Consider the following 5,131-nt stretch of genomic DNA (forward strand, 5'->3'; position numbering starts at 1 on the left):
CGCCGGTGCAGTAGAACTTGCGCCCGTCCAGGCGGTAGCCGTCGCCGTCGGCGCGCAGGCGGGTACGGCGCTCGCTGGCGGTACGCGTGCCGATCTCGGCCAGGGCGTTGCCGAAACGCTCGCCGGCCAGGGCGGCGCCGAACAGGCGACCTTTCTGCGCCGGCGAGCCGTTCACCCGCAGCACTTCGAGGGCGTAGAAATGGTTCTGCGGAATCTGCCCCAGGGAACTGTCGGCGGCGCTGACGATCGCCACCACCTTCGCCAGGGTCACCCGCGAGACGCCGGCCCCGCCGTATTCGCGGGGCACCGCGATGCCCCACAGGCCGGAGCGGGAGAACAGTTCCAGTTCTTCCAGCGGCAGGCGCCGCTCGCGGTCGCGCTGGATGCTTTCGCGGGCGAACAGGGCGGCCAGCTCGCGGGCCGTTTCCAGGGCTTCGTCGTCGCTGCCGATGCGATGGGCAGCGGCCGTGGGATTGTCGCGCGTAGCGTGTGCGAGGCTCATCGGGCGCTCCTCAGATCCATGAGTGACGCGCCGGACGGGCGCCGTTCAGGTAGTAGTCGCCGACCGCGTGGACCTTCCAGCGTACCGGGTCGTGCAGGGTGTGGGTGCGGGCGTTGCGCCAGTGCCGGTCGAGGTTGAACTCGGCGAGCGTGGCGCGGCTGCCGGCCAGCTCGAAGAGCTTCTCGCTGGCGGCCAGGCTGATCTCGGTGCTCAGCACCTTGGCCTCGGCCACGGCGATCGAGGCGCGTGCCGCCGACTCGGCGTCCACCGGTCGCGCGGCCACCTCGTCGAGGACCTGGCCGGCCTTCTCCAGCAGGGCGTTGGCGGCGTGCAGCTCGATTTGCAGGCGGCCGACCTCGGCGATGCTGTAAAGCTCGTCGCTGGCGCGTTCGACCTGGGCGTCGATCCAGGGCCGGCTGCGTTCGCGGACGAACGCCTGGGCGTCGTCCAGCGCCGCCTGGGCGATGCCGGCGTCGATGGCGGCCTGGATCAGTTGCGAGACGGCGCCCTGGAGGCTCGGGATCTCGGCCAGCAGGCCGTTGTGGATCAGCATGTCGCCGGCTACCGGAACCTCGTCCAGCAGCACCGTGCCGCTGGCGGTGGTGCGCTGGCCGAAGCCGGACCAGTCGTCGACGATGCGCAGGCCGGGAGCGCCGCGCTCGACGAAGAGCATCACCGCGCGCTCTTCCTCGTCGATGGCCTTGACCGCCACCCAGTGGGCGAACAAGGCGCCGGTGGAGTAGAACTTCTCGCCGCTGACCCGGTAGCCGTCGCCGTCGCGACGGACCCGCGCCTTCAGCTCCAGGGTATGGCGGGTATTGCGCTCCGGGCCGGCGTTGGCCAGCCGGCGGCCGTCGAGGATGCCACGGAACAGCTTGCGTTTCTGCGCCGGGCTGGCGACGTTGTCGATCACGCTGAGCAGGCCGAACTGGTTCTGCGGAATCTGTCCGAGGGCCGGGTCGGCGGCACAGATGACGCGGAACACCTCGGCCAGGGTCACGTGGGAAACCTGCGCGCCGCCATAGGCGCGGGGAATGCCGATGCCGCCCAGGCCGAGGCGGGTGAAGAGTTCCAGTTCCTGCCAGGGCAGGCGTCGTTCGCGGTCGCGTAGCGCCGCTTCGCGACGGGCCAGTCCGGCTACCTCGTGGGCGGCCTGCAACGCCTGGGCGTCGTTCTCGATGAGGCGTGCCGGGAGTAGCCGGGGCGCCTGGTCACGAAGATCCTTGGGTGCGGTTTCGTCGGTCATGGTTCAGCCTTGCAGCGTGGTGGTTCCGCCAGCGGCATCGGTGTGGCGCGGCTCGCGGGTTCGGTGGTGCGGGTGGAACGCCTGGAGGAGGGAGGGGAAACAGGCGGTAACGACATGCTCGCTGGGCACCTCTGGCAGTTCGGATAGGTGGCTGGCGCGATCGCCAAGCCTCTGCCAGGTCTGTTTGCACAAGCCGTGCCGTTTGCTAATCAATAGAAAAATCAAAGAGTTGGAGGTTTGTTCCAACAGTTTTTGCTGGTCCGCGGGCGCTGCCTGTTGCTCCGCTGTTGCCAGGGCAACAGTTACCGGCGGATTACAGCCGGATGCCGCGCGCCGGCGCCGTGCTGCTAGGGTGATAGGGTTTCGCGCGCGGCGGCCTGGCGCGCGCCCACCCACTCGGATCGTCGAAGGAACTCCCATGCAGAGCGCTAACGCTTCAGAACTCACCACCGACATCGCCGTGATCGGCGGCGGCGCGGCCGGCATCGGCGTGATCGCCAGCCTGCTGAAACGTTCGCCGGGGTTGCGTATCAGCCTGATCGAGCCGGCGGACACCCACTACTACCAACCGGGCTGGACCCTGGTCGGTGGCGGCGCCTACGCCCAGGGCGACACCGCGCGGCCGATGGCCGGGCTGGTCCCGGCCGGCGTGGAGTGGCTGCGCACCCGTGTCGAGCGGGTCGACCCCGAGGCGCGCCGGCTACTGCTGGAGAGCGGCGGCAGCCTGGAATACCGCAACCTGATCGTCTGCCCCGGCCTGCGCCTGGCCTGGGAGCGCATCGAGGGCCTGGAGGAGACCCTCGGGCGCAACGGCGTCACCTCCAACTACCGCTACGACCTGGCGCCCTATACCTGGGAGCTGGTGCGCGGCCTGCGCGGCGGCAAGGCGCTGTTCACCCAGCCGGCGATGCCGATCAAGTGCGCCGGGGCGCCGCAGAAGGCCATGTACCTGTCCTGCGACCACTGGCTGCGGGAGGGCGTGCTGCAAGACATCGAGGTCGAGTTCGACCTGGCCGGCGCGGCGTTGTTCGGTGTCGCCGATTTCGTTCCGCCGCTGATGGAATACGTGCGCAAGTATTCGGCCGAGCTGGCGTTCAATTCCAACCTGGTGAAGGTCGACGGCGCGGCGCGCAAGGCCTGGTTCGAGGTGAAGGACGCCGACGGCAACACCAATCTGGCGGAAAAGGACTTCGACCTGCTGCACGTGGTGCCGCCGCAACTGCCGCCGACCTTCGTCGCCGCCAGCGGCCTGGGCGACGCGGCCGGCTGGTGCGAAGTCGACCCGGAGACCCTGCAACATGTCCGCCATGGCGAGATCTTCGCCCTCGGCGATGTCTGCGGCACCGCCAACGCGAAGACCGCGGCGGCGGCGCGCAAGCAGATCGTGGTGGTGGCCGAGAACCTTCTCGGCCTGCGCAGCGGCCGTGGCCTGCCGCTGCGCTACGACGGTTACGGCGGTTGCCCGCTGACCGTCGAGCGCGGCCGGGTGGTGCTGGCGGAGTTCGGCTACGCCGGCAAGCTGCTGCCGACCTTCCCGCTGGAGCCCACCGCGGCCAGCCGCTTCGCCTGGCTGCTCAAGCGCCACGTACTGCCCTGGGTGTACTGGAACGCCATGCTCAAGGGCCGGGAGTGGCTGGCGCGGCCGGGGCGCTAGGCTCTACCGGGCGGTAGCCCTCGGCCTGACCCTCCGCACGGCCGGCCTCAAAGCTCGTGGGCGAACGGCAGGTCCGGCCCCACCCGCGAGCAGGTGACCGCCGCCGCGCGGATGGCGAAGGCGAGCATCGCGTCGATCGCTTCCCGCGACAGCGCGGCTAGCCTGGCCGGGCTGTCGGCGTCGAGGCGGCGGAGGTAGGCGAGGGTCGCCGCCTGGAAGGTATCGCCGGCGCCGACCGTATCGCGCAGCGCCAGGGCGGTATCCGCCGGGCGACTCCAGCTGCCGTGGGCGCAGTGCACGCTGGCGCCGGCGCCGCCGTGGGTGACGAAGACCAGCCGGCAGCGCGGGTTCAGCCAGCCGCGGGCCACCTCGCCGGGATCGCGGTCGGGGTAGAGCAGGGCCAGGTCTTCCTCGCTGGCCTTGATCAGGTGCGCATGACTGGCGAAGGCCTCGACCCGGCGCCGCCAGAGGTCGATGTCCGGCTGCGGGTCGAGGCGCACGTTGGGGTCCAGGCTGACCAGGCGCCGGCCGCTCTCGCGCCGGACCAGCGCCAGCAGGGTGTCGGCCACCGGCGTCACCACCAGGGTGTAGGAGCCGACGTGCAGCCCGCGTATCCGCCCATCCAGCGTCGGCAGGTGTTCCAGGCGCACCTGGCGGTCGGCGCAGCCCTCGCCGCGGAACTGGTATTGCGCCGAGCCGCTGGCGTCGAGGCCGACCATCGCCAGGGTGGTCGGGGCGTCGCTGGGCACCAGGAAGCCGCAGTCCACGCCTTCTTCTTCGAGCACCCGGCGCAGCCGCGCGCCCAGGTAGTCGCTGGACAGCCCGCCGAACAGCGCCGCCTCCACGCCCAGCCGGCGCAGGCCGACGGCGACGTTGAACGGCGAGCCGCCGGCGATCGCGGTGAAGCCCAGCTCGTTGCTGCGCGCAGCGCTTTCCAGGCTGAAGACATCGAAAAGGGCCTCGCCACACACCAGGTACATGCAGATCTCCAAAACGCCAGAAGAGGAAGGAAAGCCGGCCATTATCGCGGAGGCAGGTGCTCCAGGTAACGCCGGTAGGCCTGTTCGTAGGCTGCCTGTCGTCGCGCCTGGGGCTGGGTGCGGGTCGCCTCGTCGAGCGCCACGCAGCGCCGGCACAGGGCTTCCAGGCTTTCACCGGCGCCGCTTTCGCGGCCCAGGCTCCAGGCCGCCTGGAGCGCCGCGCCAAGGGCGGCGGCCTCGGTCTGCCGTGGACAGACCAGCGGCAGGCCGAGCAGGTCGGCGAGCGTCCGCCGCCACAGCGGGCTCTTCGCCGCGCCGCCGACCAGGCGGATTTCCTCGCCCGGCAGGCCGCTGGCGCGCAGCAGGTCGAGGCCGTAGCGCAGGCCGAAGGCGGTGCCTTCGAGCACCGCCCGGCAAAGATTGGCGCGGCTCAGGTTGGCCGCGGTCATGCCATGCAGGCTGGCGCTGGCGTGCGGTAGCGCCGGAACCCGCTCGCCGTCGAAGAACGGCAGCATCAGCAGACCCTCGGCGCCTACCGGCGCCTGGGCGGCCAGCCGGGAGAATTCGTCGAGGTCGAGGTGCAGCAGGTCCTGTACCAGGCCGCAGGCGCCGGTGAGGTTCATCGTGCAGGCCAGCGGCAGCCAACCGCCGGACGAGGCGCAGAAGGTCGCCAGCTCGCCGTGCGGACTGACCAGCGGCCGCTCGGCATAGGCGCTCAGGGTGCCGGAGGTGCCCAGGCTGGCGGTGAG

At 70.9% G+C, this 5,131-nt stretch carries 5 protein-coding genes; 1 reads left to right on the top strand and 4 read right to left on the bottom strand.

What is annotated here, in order from left to right:
- Both FFS27_RS28305 and FFS27_RS28310 read right to left on the bottom strand, forming a co-directional pair.
- Positions 1-502 (bottom strand): acyl-CoA dehydrogenase family protein (locus tag FFS27_RS28305; RefSeq protein ID WP_171019247.1); only part of this gene is annotated, 502 nt, incomplete at its 3' end.
- Between the two features lie 10 nt (positions 503-512).
- Positions 513-1,748, bottom strand: coding sequence for an SfnB family sulfur acquisition oxidoreductase (locus tag FFS27_RS28310; RefSeq protein ID WP_003089455.1), 1,236 nt, complete (start codon positions 1,746-1,748; stop codon positions 513-515).
- Positions 1,749-2,166: 418 nt separating this feature from the next.
- Between FFS27_RS28310 and FFS27_RS28320 the strand changes: the two genes are divergently transcribed.
- Positions 2,167-3,402: an NAD(P)/FAD-dependent oxidoreductase gene (locus FFS27_RS28320; protein WP_023101250.1), complete on the top strand. Its 1,236-nt coding sequence runs from the start codon at positions 2,167-2,169 to the stop codon at positions 3,400-3,402.
- Positions 3,403-3,449: 47 nt separating this feature from the next.
- Here FFS27_RS28320 and FFS27_RS28325 read toward each other — a convergent pair whose 3' ends face one another.
- Complete coding sequence (locus tag FFS27_RS28325) at positions 3,450-4,382, bottom strand: carbohydrate kinase family protein (protein WP_015502897.1); 933 nt, start codon at positions 4,380-4,382, stop codon at positions 3,450-3,452.
- A 41-nt stretch (positions 4,383-4,423) separates the two neighbouring features.
- The coding region (locus FFS27_RS28330) for an FGGY-family carbohydrate kinase (RefSeq protein WP_256659678.1) at positions 4,424-5,131 on the bottom strand (708 nt) is incomplete at its 5' end.

The organism is Pseudomonas sp. 2VD (assembly GCF_005503585.1).
GTDB lineage: Bacteria > Pseudomonadota > Gammaproteobacteria > Pseudomonadales > Pseudomonadaceae > Pseudomonas > Pseudomonas aeruginosa.